The organism is Pseudomonas sp. DE0157, from assembly GCF_007678615.1.
Taxonomy (GTDB): Bacteria; Pseudomonadota; Gammaproteobacteria; order Pseudomonadales; family Pseudomonadaceae; genus Aquipseudomonas; species Aquipseudomonas parafulva_B.
Window position 1 is genome coordinate 52,267 of sequence record NZ_VEJN01000015.1, and the last position, 22,115, is coordinate 74,381.

Consider the following 22,115-nt stretch of genomic DNA (forward strand, 5'->3'; position numbering starts at 1 on the left):
CGACCCGCCTGGAATCCTCAATGTCCGATCGCCTGACCCTTCTGCGCCCCGACGACTGGCACATCCATCTGCGTGATGGTGCCGTCCTGCCTCACACCGTTAGTGATGTGGCGCGCACCTTCGCCCGTGCCATCATCATGCCCAACCTGGTGCCGCCGGTGCGCAATGCCGCCGAAGCCGGGGCCTATCGTGACCGTATTCTGGCTGCTCGCCCGGCTGGCAGTCGGTTTGAGCCGTTGATGGTACTGTATCTCACCGACCGCACCACCCCACAAGACATCCGAGATGCCAAGGCTAGCGGTATCGTGCACGCCGCCAAGCTCTACCCGGCAGGCGCCACCACCAATTCCGATTCTGGCGTGACCAGCATCGACAATATTTTCCCGGCTATCGAGGCGCTGGCTGAAGTCGGCATGCCATTGCTGGTGCACGGCGAAGTCACGCGCAGCGAGATCGACGTGTTCGACCGTGAAAAGCGCTTCATCGACGAGCATATGCGCCGCCTGGTCGAGCGCTTCCCCTCGCTCAAGGTGGTCTTCGAGCACATTACCACCAGCGATGCGGCCCAGTTCGTGACCGAGGCTTCGGCCAACGTTGGCGCCACCATCACCGCGCAGCACTTGCTGTACAACCGCAACCATATGCTGGTGGGCGGCATACGGCCGCATTTCTATTGCCTGCCCATCCTCAAGCGCAACACGCATCAGGTGGCGTTGCTCGACGCCGCCACCAGCGGCAACCCGAAGTTCTTCCTCGGCACCGACTCGGCTCCCCACGCCCGCCACGCCAAGGAAGCGGCGTGTGGATGCGCTGGCTGCTACACCGCCTATGCGGCCATCGAGCTCTATGCAGAGGCGTTCGAACAGCGCAACGCTCTGGACAAGCTCGAAGGCTTTGCCAGCCTGCACGGTCCTGCTTTCTACGGCTTGCCAGCCAACACCGACACCATCACCCTGGTTCGTGATCAATGGACGGCCCCAGAAAGCCTGCCCTTCGGTGAGCAAACCGTGATTCCGCTTCGCGCCGGGGAAACACTGCGCTGGCGCCTGCTGGAGGAACACGCGTGAGCGAAGACCTGTACGAAGATGAACTTGAATCCTCTGGCAGCGGTGGTCACCGTCACCCGATGGCCGAACGCTTTCGGGGTTACCTGCCCGTGGTGGTGGATGTGGAGACGGGTGGTTTCAATAGCGCCACCGACGCCTTGCTGGAAATTGCTGCCGTCACCATTGGCATGGACGAAAAGGGTTTTCTGTTCCCCGAACATACCTATTTTCACCGGGTAGAGCCCTTCGAAGGCGCCAACATCGAGGCCGCGGCGCTGGAGTTCACCGGCATCAAACTCGACCACCCGCTGCGCATGGCGGTGAGCGAGGAAACGGCCCTGACGGATATCTTCCGAGGCATCCGCAAGGCGCTCAAGGCCAATGGTTGCAAGCGCGCCATCCTGGTGGGCCACAACAGCAGTTTCGACCTGGGTTTCCTTAACGCGGCGGTAGCGCGCAACGACCTCAAGCGTAACCCGTTCCACCCGTTCTCGAGCTTCGACACGGCCACCCTGGCAGGGCTCGCCTATGGGCAGACCGTGCTGGCTCGCGCCTGCCAGAGCGCTGACATCGATTTCGATGGTCGCGAGGCGCACTCGGCACGCTACGACACCGAAAAAACGGCTGAGCTGTTCTGCGGTATCGTCAACCGCTGGAAAGACATGGGCGGCTGGCGACAGGATTGATCCGCGCGTTTCAGCGCTAAAGCCAGCCCGTGCGGCTGGCAAAAAAAACCGGCCATGAAGGCCGGTTTTTTTTGCTCGACGCGGGCTTACAGCTTGCCGGCGTTCTCGCTCAGGTAGGCAGCAACGCCTTCTGGCGATGCGTTCATGCCCTTGTCGCCTTTTTTCCAGTTGGCAGGGCAGACTTCGCCGTGCTCTTCGTGGAACTGCAGGGCGTCGACCAGGCGCAGCAGCTCGTCCATGTTACGGCCCAGCGGCAGGTCGTTGATGATCTGCGAGCGCACGACACCGTTGGTGTCGATCAGGAAGGCGCCACGGAAGGCCACGCCGCCTTCGGACTCTACGTCGTAGGCCTTGCAGATTTCGTGGGTCATGTCGGCAGCCAGGGTGTACTTGACCGGGCCGATGCCGCCGTTGTTGACGGGGGTGTTGCGCCATGCGTTGTGGGTGAAGTGCGAATCGATCGATACGCCGATCACTTCCACGTTGCGCGCCTGGAAGTCAGGAATGCGATTGTCCAGAGCAATCAGCTCGGACGGGCAGACGAAGGTGAAGTCCAGCGGGTAGAAGAACACCAGGCCGTACTTGCCCTTGATGGCCGAGGCCAGGTTGAAGCTGTCGACGATCTCGCCGCTGCCCAGTACGGCAGGTACGGTGAAATCGGGGGCTTTCTTGCCAACGAGTACGCTCATTGTTATCTCCTGATGTGAGTGAAGAACCATTGCCAGGCCGAGTCGCCGACCCGACATGCAACAAAGGTTGACCATCATACACAGGTTACGGTGGCAGGCCGAATGCTGAGCGCGCGACCGTTGGTCACTCGGGGCGAATGCCTTCTGAAACCACTTTGACAAGCATTCTCATTCACATTAAGCTCCTACCCATCGAACCCGCCAGCGATGGTCAGCCCTATGTATGTGTGTCTTTGTGTCGGCGTCACCGACGGACAGATCCGCGATGCGATCTATGAAGGATGCTGCAGCTACAAGGAAGTCCGAGCCGCCACCGGTGTCGCCAGCCAGTGTGGCAAGTGCGCCTGCCTGGCCAAGGAAGTGGTGCGCGAAACACTGACCAATCTTCAGGTCAGCCAGGCCGCCCTGCCCTACCCAGTGGAATTTACCGCTGCCTGATATACGGAATGACGAAAACCGGACCCTGTGTCCGGTTTTTTTTCGCCTTAATTCAACAAGTTAGCGTACCAACGCGGTTCACAAACATTCTTATTCCTATTAATTTTCATTTATTATTCAATTACTTAGGTTTGACAGGCTTGGTCATCAGGCTCAAACTTCCCTGTATTGGCACACTTCGACAGGGCAGGAACCCCAATGAAAGGCGACATCAGCGTCATCCAGCATCTCAACAAGATCCTCGGAAACGAGCTGGTCGCAATCAACCAGTATTTCCTGCATGCGCGCATGTACGAAGATTGGGGCCTGAACAAACTCGGCAAGCACGAGTACAAAGAATCGATCGACGAAATGAAGCACGCTGACAAACTGATCAAGCGTATTCTGTTTCTCGAAGGTATTCCCAATGTTCAGGACCTGGGCAAGCTGCTGATCGGCGAGCACACCAAGGAGATGCTCGAATGCGACCTGCGCATCGAGCAGAAAGGCCTGATCGACCTGAAGGCGGCCATTGCCCACTGCGAAACAGCAGGTGACTTTGGTTCGCGTGACGTCCTGGAAGATATCCTGGAGTCCGAAGAAGAGCATATCGACTGGTTGGAAACCCAGCTGGGCTTGATCGACAAGATCGGTATCGAAAATTACCTGCAGTCGCAGATGGGCGAAGAATAAGACGCCCAACACAAAAAAACCCGCCAATGGCGGGTTTTTTTATAAGCGCATTTTTACGCTTCGGCAGCCTTCGCCTTGGCGGCGGCATCCTTGATCAGGGTCTGCAGCTCACCCTTTTCGAACATTTCCAGCACGATGTCGCTACCGCCGACCAGCTCACCACCGACCCACAGCTGGGGGAAGGTTGGCCAGTTGGCATATTTGGGCAGGTTGGCGCGAATTTCCGGGTTCTGCAGGATGTCGACGTAGGCGAACTTCTCGCCGCAACCCATCACTGCCTGGGAGGCACGGGCCGAAAAGCCGCACTGCGGCGCATTCGGCGAGCCCTTCATGTAAAGCAGAATGGTGTTGTTGGCAATCTGCTCTTTGATCGTTTCGATGATATCCATGTAGCACCTCGGCTTGACTTTCCGACACGGGCGTCGGCACGGTGACGCATTGTAACGGAAAGCCGAGCTGCATGCTCGGCCTTGCCAAAGCTCAAGCGGCTTCCACGTGCACTGGAACGCCATTGAGCGCAGCATTGCCGCAGACCGAGTCGCGCAGCAGCTCGTCAGTGAGATCGTTGGCGCTGACGCCGGGCTGTGCCTGGGCGGTCTGAAGGCGCACACCGTGACGACCATGCCCGAAGCCATGGGGCAGGCTTACCACCCCTGGCATCATGCTTTCGCACGCCTGTACCTGCACCTGCACCGCCCCTGCTCGCGAGCTGACCCTGACCTGCTGGCCATCCTGCAGTTGGCGCTGGCGCAGGTCATCGGGGTGCATCAACAAGTGATGGCGCGGTTTCCCTTTGACCAGCCTGTGATAGTTGTGCATCCAGGAGTTGTTGCTGCGTACGTGACGCCGCCCTATGAGCAGCAGTTGCCCGGTTTCTGGCGGCGCCTGCCGGGCCAGGCGCTGCAGGTCATCGAGCAGCACACGCGGCGCTGCCTCGACGGTTTTGCTCGCCGTGCCCAGGCGATGGGCAAGGTTGGCCTGCAAGGGGCCCAGGTCCAATCCATGTGGGTGTGCATCGAGTGTTTCGAGTGACAGCTGCCAGGGCGTCGCGTGTCCATAACGCCCACCGCGCAAGGCTTTGTCGATCATCTGCGCTGGCGCTACGGTCGGCGGCAGCTCACGTCCGGCACGGCGCGCATACGCCTTGGCCAGGCCGACGAAGATTTCCCAGTCGTGCAGGGCGCCCTCGGGCCTGGGCAGAATCGCTCGGTTGAACCGGCTCACATTGCGGACCGCCAGCAGGTTGAAGGTGGTGTCGTAGTGATCGTTTTCCAAGGCTGAAGTCGATGGCAGGATCAGATCGGCATGGCGCGTGGTTTCGTTAATGTACAGGTCGATACTGAGCATGAAGTCGAGCGCCGACAGTGCCCTGTCCAATTGCCGCCCGTTGGGCGTCGACAGTACGGGATTGCCCGCGACCGTGACCAGGGCGCGGACCTGCCCCTCACCCGGGGTCAGCATCTCCTCGGCAAGCGCCGCCACCGGCAGTTCTCCGGCGTACTCTGGCAGGCCCGAGACCCGACTCTGCCAGGCGTTGAAGTGGCCACCCGAAGTGCTCGCCACCACGTCCACCGCAGGTTCGGTACACAGTGCCCCGCCCTTGCGATCAAGGTTACCGGTGACCAGGTTGATCAGTTGCACCAGCCAGTGACAGAGCGTGCCGAACACTTGGGTCGATACCCCCATACGCCCGTAACACACCGCCTTGTCGGCGGCGGCGAAATCACGCGCCAACTGGCGAATGGCCTGCGCCGAGATGCCGCACAGGCCGCTCATGTCCTCGGCCGTCATGGGAGCCAGGGCGGCGCGGACATCGGCCAGCCCGGTAATCGGCAGATGCGAGCCGCGTGTCAGGCCCTCCTCGAACAGGGTATTGAGCAGCCCGCACAACAAGGCCGCGTCGCCGCCCGGCCGAATGAATAAATGGTTGTCTGCGATGACCGCAGTTTCAGTGCGCCGCGGATCGATCACCACCAGACGTCCGCCCCTGGCCTGCAAGGCCTTGAGGCGTTTCTCCACATCCGGGACCGTCATGATGCTGCCATTCGAGGCCACGGGGTTGCCGCCCAGTACCAGCATGAAATCGGTGTGGTCGATGTCCGGAATCGGCAGGAGCAGCCCATGGCCATACATCAGGTGGCTGACCAGGTGCTGGGGCAGTTGGTCCACAGATGTGGCGGAATAGCGATTGCGGGTCTTCAACAGCCCTAAAAAGTAGTTGCCATGGGTCATCAACCCATAGTTGTGCACACTCGGGTTGCCTTGATACACGGCAACCGCATTATTGCCGTGGGCCTGCTGCACGCGCCAAAGGCGCTCGGCGGCCAGCTCAAATGCCTCCTCCCAGCCAATCGCCTGCCACTGGTCGCCCACGCGCCGGTGGGGTTGGCGCAGCCGGTCAGGATCATTCTGGATATCCTGCAGTGCCACCGCCTTGGGGCAGACATGGCCGCGGCTGAAGGGGTCCTGAGGATCGCCTTTGATGGACTCGATCCGGGCAGGTTCGCCAGGCGAGTGGCTCAGCACGATGTTCAAACCACAAATGGCTTCACACAGGTGGCAAGCACGGTGGTGCAGGGTACGGGTCATGGCCGCATGCCTCATTGTCTTGATGGCTCGACTATGAACTCAGCCTTGTACAGGAGCCAGCGTGCTTCGCGGTGTGAATTGGTCTTTATCACTCATACAGCAGGACCTGCCCGTTTGCCAATGTGCCCTCAAGCCGTGTACAAACAGCCGTAGCAAATAAAACACAGCGATACAGTGCCCTGCGAAACCCCTTGCAACATCGCCGGGGGGTGCCAAGCGGTTTCACCCCTTGGTTTCAGGCGACATTTAATTATAGTATTGCGCCTTTCCCTATTCGTCCGCCCCGTGCGGCTTACGCCGCAGGTCACCGCCGTTGTCAAAAAAAATCGCACGGTCGGCCTGCATACTGTTGCAGATAAGGTAGTCAATCATGAGCGCTAGGCACTTTCTCTCCCTGCTGGACTTCACCACCGACGAATTGCTCGGGGTGATCCGCCGCGGCATCGAGCTGAAGGACCTGCGCAAGCGGGGCGTGCTGTTCGAGCCGCTGAAGAGCCGTGTGCTGGGCATGATCTTCGAAAAATCGTCGACCCGCACCCGCGTGTCGTTCGAAGCCGGGATGATTCAGCTTGGCGGCCAGGCCATTTTCCTGTCCCCGCGCGATACCCAACTGGGCCGGGGCGAGCCGATCGGCGACAGCGCCATCGTCCTGTCGAGCATGCTCGACGTGGTGATGATACGGACCCACGCCCACAGCACCCTGACTGACTTTGCCGCCAAGTCCCGCGTACCGGTGATCAACGCCCTGTCGGACGAGTCGCACCCCTGTCAGCTTCTGGCCGACATGCAGACGTTCCTCGAGCACCGTGGGGCAATCGAGGGCAAGACCGTCGCGTGGATCGGCGACGGCTTCAACATGTGCAACTCGTACATCGAAGCGGCCCGGCAATTCGGTTTCCAGCTGCGCATCGCCTGCCCCGAGGGATATGAGCCCGACCCACGGTTCCTGGCCATCGGCGCTGAGCACGTGCAGATCGTGCGCGATCCCCGTGAAGCGGTAAAAGGTGCTCACTTGGTGACCACCGACGTCTGGACTTCCATGGGCCAGGAGGAGGAAACTGCTCGTCGCCTGGCGCATTTCGCGCCGTACCAGGTCACCCGCGACATGCTCGACCTGGCAGCACCCGACGTCTTGTTCATGCATTGTCTGCCCGCCCACCGTGGCGAGGAAATCAGCCATGATCTGCTCGATGACCCCCGTTCGGTCGCCTGGGATCAAGCTGAGAACCGTCTGCATGCACAAAAGGCACTCCTGGAATTTCTTGTCGAACCGGCTTACCACCACGCATGAGTCAACCTCTACTGCTCAACCTGCGCAACCTTGCCTGCGGCTATGGCGACCAGCGCATCGTCCAGAACCTGAACCTGCATCTGAATGCAGGCGACATTGGCTGCCTGCTGGGCTCGTCCGGCTGCGGCAAGACCACGACCTTGCGAGCCATCGCAGGTTTCGAGCCGGTGCACGAAGGCGAAATCCAACTGGCCGGCAACGTCATTTCCAAGGCCGGTTTCACCCTGGCGCCGGAGAAGCGCCGCATCGGCATGGTGTTTCAGGACTATGCCCTGTTCCCCCATCTGACGGTGGCGCAGAACATCGCCTTCGGCATCGCCAAGCACCCGCGCCAGGCGGCGGTCATCGACGAGATGCTGGACCTGGTCAAGCTGGGTGGGCTTGGTGGCCGTTACCCTCACGAGCTGTCCGGCGGCCAGCAGCAGCGGGTGGCACTGGCACGGGCGTTGGCGCCAGAGCCGCAATTGCTGCTTCTGGACGAGCCGTTTTCCAACCTTGACGTGGAGCTTCGTCGCAGGCTCAGCCACGAGGTGCGGGATATCCTCAAGCAGCGCGGTACCAGCGCCATCCTGGTCACCCATGATCAGGAAGAAGCCTTCGCGGTCAGCGATCAGGTTGGGGTGTTCAAGGAAGGCCGGCTTGAGCAGTGGGATACACCCTACAACCTGTACCATGAACCGCAGACACCTTTCGTGGCCAGTTTCATCGGCCAGGGCTATTTTATCCGTGGCCAGATGACCAGTGTGGAAGCCGTCAGCACCGAGCTGGGCGAGCTGCGAGGCAACCGCGCCTATCGCATGGCTGTCGGCAGCTCGGTGGATGTGTTGCTACGTCCGGATGACATCGTGCATGCCCCCGACAGCCCGTTGCGCGCAGTGATCGTGGGCAAGAGTTTTCTCGGCGCCTCGACCTTGTACCGCCTGCAACTCCCCACCGGCAGCCAGCTCGAAGCGATCTTCACCAGCCATGTGGATCGTCAGCCAGGAGAAGAGGTGGGCATCGCAGTAAAAGCCGATCACTTGGTGGTGTTTCCGGTGCCAGGCAGCATTGCAACCCAGACGGTGCAGCAGGCAACAGGCGTTCGTCGCCACAGTGGGCCGAACTGACGCCAGGCCCGGGCTACGTCTTGAGCGGGCCCGCTACCGGCTCAACCCGAGCAGGTAGCAAGGATGAATGGGCATCACGTTCTGCCAATACTGGCAAAGGTGGCCTGGGTATGCTCGGCCAGGGTCGTTGCCGCCAGTTCCACCTCCAGCCCACGTCGTCCGGCGCTCACATGGATAGTCGCAAAACGCTGCGCCGCCTCGTCGATGAAGGTGCGCAGACGTTTCTTTTGCCCTAGCGGGCTGATCCCACCTACCAGATAGCCTGTTGCCCGCTGCGCCTTGACAGGGTCGGCCATCTCGCACTTTTTCACCCCCGCCGCATGCGCCAAGGCCTTGAGATCAAGGGTACCCACCACAGGCACCACCGCTACCAGCAACTCCCCTTTCTCGCTACAAGCCAGCAGCGTCTTGAATACCTGCTGCGGGTCCAGGCCGAGCTTATCTGCAGCTTCCAGTCCATAGGACGCTGTCTTGGGGTCATGCTCGTAGCTGTGAACGTGATAGTGCGCGTGATGCTTTTTCAGCAGGTCCAGAGCGGGCGTCATACGAAGTTCCGGTGTAAGACAGATCGGCAGCTACTTTAGGTCAATTCCCACATTCCAGCCAAGAAGCCCGTGCGCCCCGCTCTACGATGGGGCATCACGCTGGTGGCCGTTGCCCAAAACGTGACTGACCGTTCACTTTCGACCTTTGACATCAGCGTTTCTTGTCTATATTTTTTCGTTTCTGAATGCCGGGGGTGCACCTTCACGGTGCACCTCATATCCGCCCAGGACCATCCGGAAGGTCCGGGCCTTGCTGTCGAGCCCCGCGCGACTCACAACAAAAACAACGAGGTCATACATGACAATTGCCCAAGGCCAACCCACGCTGTCCAGTCAGTGCCTGGCCGAATTCCTCGGTACTGCGCTGCTGATCTTCTTCGGTACCGGCTGCGTCGCCGCGCTCAAAGTCGCAGGCGCAAGCTTCGGACTCTGGGAAATCAGCATCATTTGGGGGGTGGGAGTCAGCATGAGCATCTACCTCACCGCCGGGATCTCCGGTGCACACCTGAACCCTGCCGTCAGCATCGCGCTGACCCTGTTCGCCGGCTTCGAGCGGCGCAAGCTGCCTTTCTACATGCTTGCCCAAGTGTGTGGTGCCTTCTGCGGCGCGGCGCTGGTCTACACCCTCTATAGCAGCCTGTTCTTCGATTTCGAACAAGCGCACGCCATGCTGCGCGGTAGTGAATCCAGCCTGGACCTGGCAGCGGTTTTCTCGACCTATCCCCATCCTTCCTTGTCTACGGCGCAAGCGCTGCTGGTGGAGGTGGTGATCACGGCGATCCTCATGGCCGTCATCATGGCCCTGACCGACGATAACAACGGCCTACCCCGCGGCCCGATGGCGCCGCTGCTGATCGGCCTGCTGATCGCGGTGATTGGCAGTGCCATGGGGCCCTTGACCGGCTTTGCCATGAACCCGGCACGCGACCTGGGCCCGAAAATCATGACGTTCCTGGCAGGCTGGGGCGAAATCGCCTTTACCGGCGGCCGAGATGTGCCTTACTTCCTGGTGCCGATATTCGGCCCTATCATCGGCGCCTGCCTGGGTGCTGCCACCTATCGTGGCTTGATTGCCCGCAATTTGCCCGCAGCTCCAACGTCCACGCCTGCGGCAAGCGATGGTCGCCAAGGCGATACGCAAGTCAACTGAGCACGGCAGACAGACCCGCCACGACCCCTATTTTGCAAGGCCAACACCATGACAGACACTCAGGACAAGCAGTACATCATCGCCCTGGACCAGGGCACCACCAGTTCGCGTGCGATCATCTTCGACCGCGACGCCAATGTGGTCGGCACCTCCCAGCGTGAGTTCGTCCAGCATTATCCGCAGGCAGGTTGGGTCGAGCACGACCCCATGGAAATCTTCGCCACCCAGAGTGCGACCATGGTCGAAGCACTGGCCCAAGCTGGCATCAGCCATGCCCAGGTCGCGGCCCTGGGCATCACCAACCAGCGCGAAACGACCGTCGTCTGGGACAAGGAAACCGGCCGCCCGGTATACAACGCCATCGTCTGGCAATGCCGGCGCAGCACCGAAATCTGCGCCCAGCTCAAGCGCGACGGCTTTGAGGACTACATTCGTGAAACCACGGGTCTGGTCACCGACCCGTACTTTTCCGGTACCAAGCTCAAGTGGATCCTGGACAATGTCGACGGCGCCCGGGAACGCGCCGAGCGTGGCGAGCTGCTGTTCGGCACCGTCGATACCTGGCTGATCTGGAAGTTTTCCGGCGGCAAGGTGCATGTCACCGACTACACCAACGCCTCGCGAACCCTCATGTTCAACATCCACACGCTGCAGTGGGATGAAAAGCTGCTCGACATCCTGGGCATCCCTGCGCAAATGCTGCCAGAGGTGCGCTCCTCTTCCGAGGTCTATGGGCATACCAAAAGTGGCATCGCCATCGCCGGCATCGCCGGGGACCAGCAATCGGCCCTGTTCGGGCAGATGTGCGTGGAACCGGGGCAGGCGAAGAACACCTATGGCACTGGTTGTTTCCTGCTGATGAACACGGGCGACAAGGCCGTCACTTCCTCCCATGGCCTGTTGACCACCATCGCCTGTGGCCCGCGCGGTGAAGTGGCCTATGCCCTGGAGGGGGCCGTGTTCAACGGCGGCTCGACGGTCCAGTGGCTGCGCGATGAACTGAAGATCGTCAATGACGCGTTGGATACCGAGTACTTCGCCAGCAAGGTCAAGGACAGCAATGGCGTCTACCTGGTGCCTGCCTTTACCGGCCTTGGCGCCCCCTACTGGGACCCTTATGCCCGCGGCGCGCTGTTTGGCCTGACCCGCGGCGTCAAGGTGGATCACATCATCCGCGCAGCACTGGAGTCCATCGCCTACCAGACCCGCGACGTGCTCGATGCAATGCAGCAGGACTGCGGCCAACGCCTGTCCGAACTGCGGGTTGACGGCGGCGCGGTGGCCAACAACTTCCTGATGCAGTTCCAGGCCGATATCCTCGGCACGTGCGTCGAGCGCCCCAAGATGCGCGAGACCACGGCGCTGGGTGCAGCCTACCTGGCGGGCCTGGCTTGCGGTTTCTGGAGCAGCCTGGACGAATTGCGCAACAAGGCGATCATCGAGCGGGAGTTCAGCCCGCAACTGGATGAAGCGCAGAAAGAGAAGTTGTACGGTGGCTGGAAAAAAGCCGTCGATCGCACCCGCGATTGGGAAGAACACGACGCCTGATCACCGTAGGCAACGGCGCAGTCCGCTCCATGGCCTGCGCCGGATCCACCCTTCGGACGCCACGCTGGTCGTCATCCCCGTCCTACGGCATCATTGCAGCATTTGTCAGGCTGCTCCGAAGGACGTCCATGAATTTGCCTCCACGCCAACAACAAATCCTCGAACTGGTCCGCGACCGCGGCTACGTCAGTATCGAGGAAATGGCGCAGCTGTTCGTCGTTACCCCGCAAACGATCCGCCGCGACATCAATCAACTGGCAGAGCTCGACCTGTTGCGCCGTTACCACGGGGGCGCAGCCTACGATTCAAGCGTCGAGAACACGGCGTATGCCATGCGCGCCGACCAGATGCGTGATGAAAAGCAGCGCATCGCCGAGGCTGTCGCTCGGCAGGTGCCCGATCATGCCTCACTGTTCATCAATATCGGCACCACCACCGAATCCATCGCGCGTGCCTTGCTCAACCACAGCCAACTGAAGGTCATCACCAACAACCTGCACGTCGCCTCCATCCTGGCGGCCAAGGATGACTTCGAGGTCCTGGTGGCGGGCGGTACCGTGCGCCGTGACGGCGGCGTCGTAGGCCAGGCCAGTGTCGACTTCATCAATCAGTTCAAGGTCGATTACGCCCTGGTCGGTATCAGCGGCATCGATGAAGACGGGAGCCTGCTGGATTTCGACTATCAGGAAGTGCGCGTATCCCAGGCGATCATTGCCAATGCTCGGCAGGTGATCCTGGCAGCGGACTCCAGCAAGTTCGGGCGCAATGCCATGGTGCGCCTGGGCGCCATCAGCCTGGTCGACTGCCTGGTGACCGATCAGACCCCAACCCCTGCCCTGGTCCAACTGCTCAATGAACACAAGGTGCGTGTCGAAGTGGTTTAGGTTGTCTCTACAGGCGCTGCAACTGTGGGCGCGGCACAAGCCCGCGCCGTACTGGCTTTTTTCGTTAATGTTCATTTGCTTGTCACCTGATCAGTATTTTCTATGAATACGGACTGGCGAGTCGCGTCCTCTTGCGCTAGTATTTTCGGAAACGAACATAAATGTTCACTTTCGATACAAATTGCTCCAGGAGGCCTTCCCTGTGTCCCAGCCCGATTCGACCAGCGCTCCCGTCGCCGATTGCTATGACCTGGTGGTGATAGGCGGTGGCATCAACGGTGTGGGCATCGCCGCCGACGCTGCCGGCCGCGGCCTGAAAGTCTTTCTGTGTGAAAAGGACGACCTGGCCCGGCACACCTCATCAGCCAGCAGCAAGCTGATTCACGGTGGTCTGCGCTACCTTGAGCATTACGAGTTTCGTCTGGTACGTGAGGCCCTGGCCGAACGCGAAGTCCTGTTGGCCAAGGCACCGCACATTGTTAAGCCCATGCGCTTCGTGCTGCCCCACCGCCCCCATCTGCGCCCAGCCTGGATGATCCGTGCTGGCCTGTTCCTGTACGACCACCTGGGCAAGCGCAAGCGCCTGGGCGCCTCGCGCAGCCTGCGATTTGGCGCGGGCTCCGCGCTCAAGCCGGCCATCACCCGCGGTTTCGAATATGCCGACTGCTGGGTTGACGACGCTCGCCTGGTGGTCCTCAACGCCATGGCCGCCCGTGAACATGGCGCGCATATTCACACCCAGACACTGTGCCTGGGCGCCAGGCGTGTCGGCGCCATCTGGGAAGTGGATGTGCAGCACGCCGACGGCAGCACCCGGACAGTGCGGGCCAAAGGGCTGGTGAACGCCGCCGGCCCATGGGTTGCGCAGTTCATCAAGAACGACCTGAAACTGGACGCTCCTTACGGCATTCGCCTGATTCAGGGGAGTCACCTGATCGTCCCCCGGCTGTATGAAGGCGAGCACGCTTACATTTTGCAGAACGAAGACCAGCGCATCGTTTTCTGCATCCCGTATCTTGATCGTTTTACGCTGATCGGCACCACTGACCGTGAATACACAGGCGACCCTGCCAAGGTAGCGATCACCGATCAGGAAACCGACTATCTGCTGAAGGTGGTCAACGCCCACTTCAATCACCAGCTGCAGCGCAGTGACATCTTCAGCACCTATGCAGGCGTTCGCCCCCTGTGCAATGACGAGTCGGACAACCCGTCGGCCGTTACCCGTGACTACACCTTGGCACTGTCCGCCGCCCACGGTGAAGCCCCCCTGCTCTCGGTCTTCGGTGGCAAGCTCACCACTTACCGCAAGCTGGCCGAATCGGCCATGGCCGAACTCAAGCCATTCTTCAGCCAGATGGGCGGCAGTTGGACGGCCGAAGCAACCCTGCCGGGCGGCGAGGACATGACCACGCCCCAGGCACTTGAAGAAGCCTTGCTTGCTCGGCATACCTGGCTCGCCCCGGCCATTGCCCAGCGCTGGGCACGCACCTATGGCAGCCGCGTCTGGACACTGTTGGCAGGCGTCGAAGGCCCGCAGGACCTGGGTCAAGCCATTGGTGCGGGGCTCTTTGCCCGCGAGGTGGATTACCTGTGCGAGCATGAGTGGGCAACCTGCCTTGAAGATATCCTGTGGCGTCGTACCAAGCTTGGGCTGTTTACCACGGAGGCGGAACAGAACACCCTCGCCCAGTACCTGAAAAAGGCAACGCAGCGCAGCCACGCCGCCTGACCCAGGTGCGCCGCCTGTCAGCCCATGCTCACAGGCGGTTGTAGGCCTCAATGGCGAGCTCATGGTAAAGCGCCTGCTCCTGGGCATCGAGTTCAGCCTTCAAGGCAGCAGCTTGCTGTAGATAGACCTGCTCCCCGTGCTCGCCGGCGGTGCGCTCGGCGGCCTCGAGCCGTTCGTGAAACGGTGCCGCCAGCGCCTCGAAACGTTCGCGATAATAGCTGCGCACAAACGACTGCCAGAACTCGCGTTGCGCCAGCGCTGCTGCCAGCACATCCAGACTTTCACCCGCCAGTACCCGGTCTCCGGCCAGCCTGACCTGCCGACTGATGACGTCGCTGAATTCCGGGTAGTTCATGTAGCTCGGCTGAGCCGGCAACCCCAAGCGACTCGCCAGATTGACCCGATAAGCCAGGTACACTTCGATGTCATCCACCATCGCATAGGGATCGCGTCGCATTTGCTCGATGTGCCGAGCGGCAATACTGTCCACCTGGTCCAGGCGGTACAGCGAACGGCCAAGTCGCAAGAGTTCGCGCTCAGTCTGCCCGGCACTCGTCCCAGCCGTATGCATGGCGATATGCGCCCTCACCTCCAGTTGACTGAGCAGCAGCAACAGACGGTCATCGCAGGTTTGCGGACCTTGGGTCTGCAAGTAGACCGATTCGCGGACATCCGTACTTTCAGCACACAACTCCAGGATGTGCCATATACGTGCGCGGTAGTACTGCGGCCGTTCGTCAAAATCGTCAGACTCGGCAAAGTCGGCGAGGAACCGGAACAGATCGGCCGACCCCTCATCGTCGAGCAAGGCGCTCCAGATGCGTTCATACCGATGGCGTATCTCTGGCTTGGCCGGCCCAATCCAGCTGTCTCGCAGTTCGTTGTCAACGGACACTCGGGCATGGTGGCGTGGGGCGCGTGAGCCCTCGTTTGCAGTGGCGAGTGCTTGCTGACTGGCTTCGTCCAACGGATTGTCGTGCAGGGACAGTTGCTGGATGCGGTCTCCAAGCGCGCGCAGGTGCTCGTTGACCTCACGAATCTGGTTTTCACGGATGTCCATCAGGCCGCGCCACAGCACTTGATGGGGCTGCGGGGGGTTCAACAGGCCCGTGTTGCGCAGTGAAATCGCACGCAGATGACGCAGGGCAGACAGGTTCGGTACGCGGCCGATCGGATTACCGCTCAAGCTGATGTGTTCAAGGTGGGTCAGCCCGGTCAGCACCGTGTCACTGTCGGGTTGCAGTACGATCCGATTGTCATCAAGGCGCAGTGTGCGCAACTGCCCCAGACCGCTGAGTCCTGTAGGCAGCTGCGTCAACTGGTTGCCGCGCAAATCGAGCACCTGCAAGTGCGGGAAGCGTCTGAGAAAGGCATCGCTGACATAGGTAAGCGCCAGGTTGCGCAAGGCCAGTTGCCGCACGTGATTGAAATCGATGTCACCAGGCAGGTCAGGTAGCGTGCCTACCTGCTCGCCCTCTAGACGCAGCACATACTCATCATTCTCGGACGCGACCGTCTTGCGTCGCCAAGCGCGACGAATGTGGGTGGCCACCCTGCGTCGGCGGCGCCGATCAATGAAGCCATTGCCCTGGCGCTCCCAGGAGGCGAGGGACTGACGCAGACGTTCCAGTCGCCCTTCGAGATCGCTCAGGTGGTCCCAAAGGTTCACGTCGCGCTCGATCAATTGCGCCAGATAAGCGTCCATCTGGTCATCGGTCAGTGTCGGGTAAATGCGGCGTATGCCCCGACGCAGTGCTTGCCGACTGCTCTCGCCCCGCCCGCTGAGGGGATAACCGACACGGCCATCCTGGAGTCGGCGAGGCGGATTGAAGCGACCACCCAGCGCCGTCATCCCCAGCGACTGGGCCGTCTTCCCACGGTCGGCAGCCGCCCTATGCAGCAGATCTGCCCCTAATTCGGCTGTCGTAATCGATGGGCCGCCGAAAGCGGTTTTCTGGGTTTCATCCAGGGTCTGCAGCAGGCATGCCAGCAGCCCTTGGTCCCGGGCCTGGATAGGATGTGCTTGCAACTGATATCCCCCGATGGTCTGCACGATCACCTCGGTGCGCTGTGCATCAGCCGGGCCGTGGAAGACCACTAGCTGGCCCTGAGCCTCCCCCAAACGCACCTCGATACGTGTTGACACGGGCCATGGCGATGTTTCATCGATCAGCGCCAGGGCCAGGCGCAGTGTGTCCAGGTTGGCGGCATGCTCATGCTCGAGCCCCAACAACGCGCGATCGATGCGGCTTTCACGCAAAGCCCAACGCGCTCGCTCAGCAAGCGGCAGGGGTACCTTGCCGCTCATCAGCGTCGCCAGTTGTTCGGTGGTGGCGCACTCCACGATTTCTTGCGCCAGTGGCACTGACAGGCCGGTGAAGTCGCGAGTGAGCGTATCCACGCCAACGCCTGGCTCGCCCACTGAAAGTGCCAGCGCTTGCTCGACCAACAGCTCGGAGGTCGGCCCTTGGCTATGCAGCAGGTGCCGTGCCTGCGCTTCCCTGAGCCGTGCTGGCGCCGGCTCCTCGTGTAAACGCAAGCTGCGCAAGTGTTCAGGCGACAGACCCGTGACCTGCATCAGCACGTCGGCATCCAGGTTGGATACCTGCTCAAGATCGGCGCCAAAACTGCGCATCAATTCACCCGGATGCTCCAGGCTGTGGGCCGACGCCGGCATCTTTTTCAGACGCAACCCCCTGTTGGCCACCCTCACCGGCGTGAGGCCGTCGACCAAACCGATGCGCTCTAGCGCGCCGCCGATCGTAGACTGCGCAGCCCCAAGCACTGCGCCCGTGGCCACGACCTGCGCCACATTGAACACATGGGCCAGCGCTTGCTGCCTGTCGCCTATCTGCCAAGCCTCGTAACCGTCGTAGACTTCGCGCGCGACGTCTACGGCTGCCGCTACGAACAAAACTTCGCCCAAGCCGGGAACGAACTGCGCGGCCAGGGTGAGCGCATCGAGCCCTGCCCCTTTCAAGGCGTCGATGCGCTCGTGCCGCTCAAGTTGAGTCAAATCGCCCGTAGGGACGGCCAGCACCCGGGCATCGTCGATCATTGTATTGAGCAAGCGTTTACGCAGGCAGGCAAAGACAGAGCCTTTTATTGCGAAATGGCGACCATCGATGGCGAGCGGTGTAGATCCACCAGAGGATTTGTTCAATTGCGCCAACTGGGCCAGGAACGCAGGCTGCTCGCGCTGGGCGATCAAGCTGACGAAATACCGTCTATATTGACGCTCACGCAGCCGCTTGCCGAGGTGCTCGTAAAATCCAGCCCAGTCCGCATGCCGCCCGATGGGCTCGGCCGGGTCATCGGAAAACCAGCTTATCAAGCCGTGCATGGCCCCATTGGCCGCTGCGCGAAGCTCAATGACCAGGCAACGCTGAACGGGCTTGCCCAGGACAAATAGCTCGAACGGCTGGAACCCCTGAGTCACGGCCGGTACGGTCGGCTTCTGGGCTATCAGTGGCAGAAGTGCCAGGTAGTCTTGCTCGGTCAACTGCCCTTTGAGCCTGGCCATCCTGACTGCAACATCGAGTGCCGCACGTAGACGCTCCTCGAAAATCTGTTCTACCGCACGCTGCCCAAAATCGGCGGGTGCTGGGGGGCGCGCCTTGGGGAACAAGCACGTACGCAGCTGCTGCTGGTACTGCCCGCCCAGGTCCAGCTGCCGGCAGAGCCGAGCAAACGCTTCGAAGGAGAGCGGCAATACAGTGCCGTTTGCCTCTTGCAAGTGAGCGCGCCGGTGCAGGCCGGGAAAGGTCTCGCTTTCATGAAAGTTGTGCAGCGCGGCCACCAGCAGCGACTCTTTGCTGTAAAGCGCTCTCATGGGTGTCTGCAGTCGAGGCGCGGCACTGGGTATCGCAACTTTGTCATGCAGCACCACCTGGGCGGTGTCTACATTCACCTCACCCAAGCCCCTGGCTCGCAGCGCCTCCTGAAGTAATGGGCGGGCAAAGGTCTCTAGCCCAGGCAACGTTTTCAAACGCGCCCTGACCGCCTCGCTCGACAACTGTTCAAGATCGAGCGCCCGGTGGAATGTGCTCAGCAGGTCCGGATCAGCGCTGGTCAGCCAAGCCGGCAACGCCTTCGCCACACATGCATCAACGGAAAGGTGAGGTAGTGCGTTATCTGCCACAAATCTTCCTCTGGTCTGGAAAATGGCGTAGCAGAACATCGGGCTGTCATGGGCAGGTGTTACATATGGCTGGGTACACAAGCATGAACACTCATTCGGATAACCGAACATGAAATTGAAGGTCATTCGAATTTCCGACTCTGTTGAAAAACTCGAATTAGTCGAACAAGGCTAACGCCCACGCTTTCAGCGGGGCTAACATGCTTCACGGACCTTGGCACGACTTCTGCTCATATCCATCAACCGGATGCAACAGCTGCCGTATCCGTTGAACGAAAGAGTCCGCCAACGGCTCCATAAAAAAAACAAACACGTCGAGGAAAATTTGATGCGTATCGTTCGTCAATTGCTGGGCGCCGCCATCGCGGCTGCTGTAATCGCTTCGCCGGCCATGGCCGAAGAACTCACCGGCACCCTGAAGAAGATCAAGGATTCAGGCACCATCACCTTGGGCCACCGCGACTCCTCCATCCCGTTTTCCTACCTGGCCGGCAAGCCAGAGCCTGTAGGCTATTCCCACGACATCCAGCTGGCCGTCGTCGAGGCCCTGAAGAAGCAACTGGGTACCGACATCAAGGTCCGCTATAACCTGGTCACTTCCCAGACCCGCATCCCGCTGGTGCAGAACGGCACCGTCGACCTGGAGTGCGGCTCCACCACCAACAACGTCGAGCGTCAGCAGCAAGTCAGCTTCTCGGTGGGTATCTTCGAGGTTGGCACCCGTCTGCTGACCAAGGTCAAAGACGGTCAGCCGGCCTACAAGGACTTCGCAGACCTGGCTGGCAAGAACGTAGTGACTACCGCAGGCACGACCTCCGAGCGCATTCTCAAGGCCATGAACGCCGACAAGCAGATGAAGATGAACGTGATCTCCGCCAAGGACCACGGTGAAGCCTTCAACATGCTCGAGAGCGGCCGCGCCGTGGCCTTCATGATGGATGACGCGCTGCTGGCTGGCGAAATGGCCAAGGCTCGCAAGCCGTCGGACTGGGTCATCACCGGTACGCCGCAATCCTATGAAATCTACGGTTGCATGGTGCGCAAGGGTGATGAGCCCTTCAAGAAGGCCGTGGATGATGCGATCGTTGGCTACTTCAAGTCCGGTGAAGTCAACAAGAGCTACGACAAGTGGTTCCAGCAGCCAATCCCGCCAAAAGGCCTGAACCTGCAATTCCCGATGAGCGACGAGCTCAAGAAGCTGATCGCCGAGCCGACCGACAAGGCGGCAGACGAGAAGAAATCCTGACCCCCAGCCTGGAGCCTGCCGCGCTGCAAGGCGCGAATTAAACCGGCAGGCTCCCCGTTAGTGTCTAACCTTTCATCCGAGGGCAGTTTGCCCTCGGAAGCTGGAAGGTGCCCGTAAAACAATCGTCTGAGGGGAAATCCCGATGAATTACAACTGGGACTGGGGCGTGTTCTTCAAGTCCACTGGCGTGGGCAGCGAAACCTATCTGGACTGGTACATCACCGGCCTGGGGTGGACCATCGCCATCGCCATTTCCGCCTGGATCATCGCCTTGCTGCTGGGGTCGATCCTGGGCGTGATGCGTACCGTGCCTAACCGGCTCGTTTCCGGTATCGCCACCGCTTACGTCGAGCTGTTCCGCAACGTGCCTTTGCTGGTGCAGCTGTTCATCTGGTACTTTCTGGTGCCGGACCTGCTGCCAGAGGGGCTGCAGGAATGGTTCAAGCAGGACTTGAACCCGACCACGTCGGCCTTGATCAGTGTGGTCGTGTGCCTGGGCCTGTTCACCGCCGCACGGGTGTGCGAGCAGGTTCGCACCGGCATCCAGGCCCTGCCACGTGGCCAGGAATCGGCAGCGCGGGCGATGGGCTTCAGCCTGTCGCAGATCTACACCAATGTGCTGCTACCACAGGCCTTCCGCATCATCATCCCGCCACTCACCTCCGAATTCTTGAACGTGTTCAAGAACTCCTCGGTGGCTTCGTTGATCGGCCTGATGGAACTGCTGGCGCAAACCAAGCAGACCGCCGAGTTCTCGGCCAACCTGTTTGAAGCGTTCACCTTGGCCACGTTGATCTACTTCACCCTCAACATGGGCCTGATGCTGCTCATGCGCGTCGTCGAAAAGAAAGTGGCGGTACCTGGCCTGATCTCTGTAGGGGGCAAGTAAATGGACCTGGATTTCAGCGAAATCATCCCCGCCCTGCCCGCCCTTTGGGATGGCATGGCCATGACCCTGCAACTGATGGTGATGGGCGTCATCGGCGGCATCGTGCTGGGCACCCTGCTGGCGCTGATGCGCCTGTCGTCGAATAAACTGCTGTCCAGGTTGGCCGGCGCCTACGTCAACTATTTCCGCTCGATCCCCTTGTTGCTGGTGATCACCTGGTTCTACCTGGCGGTGCCGTTCGTGCTGCGCTGGATCACCGGGCAGGACACGCCGGTGGGGGCCTTCACCTCCTGCGTGGTCGCCTTCATGATGTTCGAGGCGGCCTATTTCTGCGAAATCGTGCGTGCCGGTGTGCAATCGATCTCCAAGGGCCAGATGGGCGCGGCCCAAGCATTGGGCATGACTTATGGCCAGACCATGCGCCTGATCATCCTGCCCCAGGCCTTCCGCAAGATGACGCCCTTGCTGCTGCAGCAAAGCATCATCCTGTTCCAGGACACGTCCCTGGTCTACACGGTAGGCCTGGTCGACTTCCTCAACTCGGCACGCTCCAACGGCGACATCATCGGGCGCTCCCATGAGTTCCTGATCTTCGCCGGCGTCGTGTACTTCATTATCAGCTTCTCCGCTTCGTGGCTGGTCAAGCGCCTGCAAAAAAGGATCACCGTATGATTTCCATCAAGAACGTCAACAAGTGGTACGGGGACTTCCAGGTGCTGACCGACTGCAGCACCGAGGTCAAGAAAGGTGAGGTGGTGGTGGTGTGCGGGCCTTCGGGGTCGGGCAAGTCCACCCTGATCAAGTGTGTGAACGCGCTGGAGCCTTTCCAGAAAGGTGACATCGTGGTCGACGGCACTTCGATCGCCGATTCCAAGACCAACCTGCCCAAACTGCGCTCGCGCGTGGGCATGGTCTTCCAGCATTTCGAGCTGTTCCCCCACCTGACCATCACCGAAAACCTGACCATTGCCCAGCGCAAGGTATTGGGCCGCAGTGAAGCCGAAGCCACCAAGAAGGGCCTGGCCCTGCTCGACCGCGTCGGCTTGAGTGCCCACGCCAAGAAGCACCCCGGGCAGTTGTCCGGCGGCCAGCAGCAACGGGTCGCCATTGCGCGAGCATTGTCCATGGACCCGATCGTCATGCTGTTCGACGAGCCCACCTCGGCCCTGGACCCGGAGATGGTCAACGAAGTGCTGGACGTGATGGTCGAGCTTGCCCACGAAGGCATGACCATGATGTGCGTGACCCACGAAATGGGCTTTGCCCGCAAAGTGGCCAACCGCGTGATATTCATGGACAAGGGGCACATCATCGAGGATTGCCAGAAGGAAGACTTCTTCGGCAACCCCGAAGGCCGTCACGAACGCACCCAGCACTTCCTGAGCAAGATCCTTCAGCACTGATCCTGCCTCATCGAGCCGCTCGGCCCCGCCGCCCTTCCGGGCAGCGGGCGCTGGCCGTGA

General features: G+C 60.7%; 19 protein-coding genes. 14 read left to right on the top strand and 5 right to left on the bottom strand.

Features of this window, described 5'->3' with window-relative positions; all coding sequences use genetic code 11:
* Positions 1-20: 20 nt before the first annotated feature.
* Together pyrC and rnt are read left to right on the top strand one after the other, a co-directional pair.
* Positions 21-1,067, top strand: coding sequence for a dihydroorotase (pyrC, locus tag FS777_RS17245; RefSeq protein ID WP_058639703.1), 1,047 nt, complete (start codon positions 21-23; stop codon positions 1,065-1,067).
* Positions 1,064-1,732, top strand: a complete 669-nt coding sequence (gene rnt / locus FS777_RS17250; protein WP_027915348.1) for a ribonuclease T — start codon at positions 1,064-1,066, stop codon at positions 1,730-1,732. Before pyrC ends, rnt begins: the two co-directional genes overlap by 4 nt.
* An 86-nt stretch (positions 1,733-1,818) precedes the next feature.
* On the opposite strand, the gene FS777_RS17255 is transcribed toward rnt, so the two are convergent.
* Positions 1,819-2,421 (bottom strand): peroxiredoxin, encoded by a 603-nt coding sequence (locus FS777_RS17255; protein WP_023535284.1) that lies wholly within the window; start codon positions 2,419-2,421, stop codon positions 1,819-1,821.
* A 219-nt stretch (positions 2,422-2,640) separates the two neighbouring features.
* Here FS777_RS17255 and FS777_RS17260 point away from each other — a divergent pair, with 219 nt between their 5' ends.
* Together FS777_RS17260 and bfr are read left to right on the top strand one after the other, a co-directional pair.
* Positions 2,641-2,859 carry a bacterioferritin-associated ferredoxin gene (locus FS777_RS17260; RefSeq protein ID WP_145256631.1) on the top strand — a complete coding sequence of 73 codons (219 nt, stop codon included), beginning with the start codon at positions 2,641-2,643 and terminating at the stop codon, positions 2,857-2,859.
* A gap of 198 nt (positions 2,860-3,057) precedes the next feature.
* Positions 3,058-3,531: a bacterioferritin gene (gene bfr / locus FS777_RS17265; RefSeq protein WP_058605176.1), complete on the top strand. Its 474-nt coding sequence runs from the start codon at positions 3,058-3,060 to the stop codon at positions 3,529-3,531.
* 53 nt (positions 3,532-3,584) lie between these two features.
* Here the strand turns inward: bfr and grxD are convergent, their stop codons facing one another.
* Together grxD and FS777_RS17275 are read right to left on the bottom strand one after the other, a co-directional pair.
* Positions 3,585-3,920 carry a Grx4 family monothiol glutaredoxin gene (grxD, locus tag FS777_RS17270; protein ID WP_023535214.1) on the bottom strand — a complete coding sequence of 112 codons (336 nt, stop codon included), beginning with the start codon at positions 3,918-3,920 and terminating at the stop codon, positions 3,585-3,587.
* Positions 3,921-4,011: 91 nt separating this feature from the next.
* Positions 4,012-6,120, bottom strand: a complete 2,109-nt coding sequence (locus FS777_RS17275) for a molybdopterin-dependent oxidoreductase (protein ID WP_145256634.1) — start codon at positions 6,118-6,120, stop codon at positions 4,012-4,014.
* A 370-nt stretch (positions 6,121-6,490) separates the two neighbouring features.
* Here FS777_RS17275 and argF point away from each other — a divergent pair, with 370 nt between their 5' ends.
* Both argF and FS777_RS17285 read left to right on the top strand, forming a co-directional pair.
* Positions 6,491-7,411: an ornithine carbamoyltransferase gene (gene argF / locus FS777_RS17280; protein WP_058605178.1), complete on the top strand. Its 921-nt coding sequence runs from the start codon at positions 6,491-6,493 to the stop codon at positions 7,409-7,411.
* On the top strand, positions 7,408-8,517 hold the full coding sequence (locus FS777_RS17285; RefSeq protein ID WP_145256637.1) for an ABC transporter ATP-binding protein: 1,110 nt from the start codon (positions 7,408-7,410) through the stop codon (positions 8,515-8,517). Before argF ends, FS777_RS17285 begins: the two co-directional genes overlap by 4 nt.
* Before the next feature lie 74 nt (positions 8,518-8,591).
* Here FS777_RS17285 and ybaK read toward each other — a convergent pair whose 3' ends face one another.
* A complete protein-coding gene (gene ybaK, locus FS777_RS17290; RefSeq protein WP_058605180.1) occupies positions 8,592-9,062 on the bottom strand; it encodes a Cys-tRNA(Pro) deacylase in 471 nt (156 codons plus the stop codon).
* Between the two features lie 298 nt (positions 9,063-9,360).
* Between ybaK and FS777_RS17295 the strand changes: the two genes are divergently transcribed.
* The 4 genes from FS777_RS17295 (at position 9,361) to glpD (ending at position 14,376) form a co-directional block, all read left to right on the top strand.
* The gene (locus FS777_RS17295; protein WP_058639698.1) at positions 9,361-10,212 is read left to right on the top strand and encodes an MIP/aquaporin family protein; all 852 of its coding nucleotides are present in this window, start codon (positions 9,361-9,363) and stop codon (positions 10,210-10,212) included.
* Between the two features lie 48 nt (positions 10,213-10,260).
* Entirely contained in the window at positions 10,261-11,760 is a 1,500-nt protein-coding gene (gene glpK / locus FS777_RS17300; RefSeq protein ID WP_058639697.1) for a glycerol kinase GlpK, read from the top strand.
* Positions 11,761-11,888: 128 nt separating this feature from the next.
* Positions 11,889-12,644, top strand: a complete 756-nt coding sequence (locus tag FS777_RS17305) for a DeoR/GlpR family transcriptional regulator (protein WP_058639696.1) — start codon at positions 11,889-11,891, stop codon at positions 12,642-12,644.
* Positions 12,645-12,846: 202 nt separating this feature from the next.
* Complete coding sequence (glpD, locus tag FS777_RS17310) at positions 12,847-14,376, top strand: glycerol-3-phosphate dehydrogenase (RefSeq protein WP_145256640.1); 1,530 nt, start codon at positions 12,847-12,849, stop codon at positions 14,374-14,376.
* Between the two features lie 28 nt (positions 14,377-14,404).
* Here the strand turns inward: glpD and FS777_RS17315 are convergent, their stop codons facing one another.
* Positions 14,405-18,475: an NEL-type E3 ubiquitin ligase domain-containing protein gene (locus FS777_RS17315; RefSeq protein ID WP_256675191.1), complete on the bottom strand. Its 4,071-nt coding sequence runs from the start codon at positions 18,473-18,475 to the stop codon at positions 14,405-14,407.
* A gap of 370 nt (positions 18,476-18,845) precedes the next feature.
* Here FS777_RS17315 and FS777_RS17320 point away from each other — a divergent pair, with 370 nt between their 5' ends.
* From FS777_RS17320 to FS777_RS17335, 4 genes are all read left to right on the top strand, one after another.
* The gene (locus FS777_RS17320; protein WP_058639693.1) at positions 18,846-19,763 is read left to right on the top strand and encodes a glutamate/aspartate ABC transporter substrate-binding protein; all 918 of its coding nucleotides are present in this window, start codon (positions 18,846-18,848) and stop codon (positions 19,761-19,763) included.
* 142 nt (positions 19,764-19,905) lie between these two features.
* Complete coding sequence (locus FS777_RS17325; RefSeq protein WP_058605186.1) at positions 19,906-20,652, top strand: amino acid ABC transporter permease; 747 nt, start codon at positions 19,906-19,908, stop codon at positions 20,650-20,652.
* Positions 20,653-21,324, top strand: coding sequence for an amino acid ABC transporter permease (locus tag FS777_RS17330; protein WP_023535230.1), 672 nt, complete (start codon positions 20,653-20,655; stop codon positions 21,322-21,324).
* Positions 21,321-22,055 carry an amino acid ABC transporter ATP-binding protein gene (locus tag FS777_RS17335; protein WP_058605188.1) on the top strand — a complete coding sequence of 245 codons (735 nt, stop codon included), beginning with the start codon at positions 21,321-21,323 and terminating at the stop codon, positions 22,053-22,055. The genes FS777_RS17330 and FS777_RS17335 overlap by 4 nt, the downstream gene beginning before the upstream one ends.
* The last annotated feature ends 60 nt before the right edge of the window (positions 22,056-22,115 follow it).